Annotated in this window: 1 protein-coding gene; it reads left to right on the forward strand. The window is 66.3% G+C overall.

Annotation, left to right across the window (positions count from 1 at the left end; genetic code table 11):
- Positions 1 to 675: 675 nt before the first annotated feature.
- A partial coding sequence (locus tag ACWDA7_RS53220) for a PAS domain S-box protein (RefSeq protein WP_450615479.1) occupies positions 676 to 1,043 on the forward strand: 368 nt, incomplete at its 3' end.

Consider the following 1,043-nt stretch of genomic DNA (forward strand, 5'->3'; position numbering starts at 1 on the left):
GACAAATCCGTCGCGCACTACACCCGCACCGCCCGACTCAAAGCCGGATGAAACTCAAGCAAAGTGCACGTGTTCTGACCACCAAGGAGACCTAGGAACGGTTGCGTCATCAGATCACCGTGCTGGAGCGGGAACGGGGAGGGGGCAGGCCGGACTTCAGGCCGAGCGATCGGGCGTTCCTGGGCGCGTTGCTGCACCAGCTTCCGCGCGATGCACTGCGTTGGCTGCGACTCGCTGACCTGAGCCGGAGAACGCTCGGCGCCGCTGTTCCCCGTGAGTCCCCGTTGCGTCCCGCCGGAACGGGCACGCAACGGGCACGAAGGGCACGGCAGCCCCTCTGCTTTTCAGGCGAGTCCGTCGTGTGGGGGATCACTTTCCGTCCCGGCAGCGACCAGCGCCGACAGCTCGTGACATACCGCCCTCCCGCGGCCCTGCGGCGGCCGTAGTGGACCGCGTTGGCATCAGCCCCGGCTGCAGTCCTGTCACAGATCGGAGCCCTGCCCTGTCGACCACCCAAAAGGTACAAATCTAAACGACTTGATCTCAGCGGGACCCGGCCGAGGTCGCCCATGTCCCGCCGGGACACATGCTGCTCCAGCCGTCCACCCCGCCGTGGTCCTGGCCGCCGCAGCCGACCCGCGTGAGAACGAGTCACCTAGTGAGGAGGGCAGCTCGATGACCAACACGGACAGGGTGACCCTTGGCAAGCGCTTGAACACACGCGAGGTATCCGAGTCGGCGGTCGCGATGCTCGACGAGCGTGGGACGGTGGTCGCATGGACGCAGGCCGCCGAGCAGCTTCTTGGGTACTCCGCCGGGGACGTGGTGGGCCGGTCTGCCGCACTCATACTGTCGTCTTCCGAGAAAACGCCGACGATATCGGCGCTCATCGAGCAGTGCCGTGCCCACAATGACTGGTCGGGCACGATGACGGTGCGCCACCGCGACGGCCGCATGCTCGACATCAACCACCGGATCTCGATGTTGGGGGGGCAGGACGGAACGTTCCGGTGGCTTGTGTCCGTCACCGACATCGGCACGCT

The organism is Streptomyces sp. NPDC001156, from assembly GCF_053598275.1.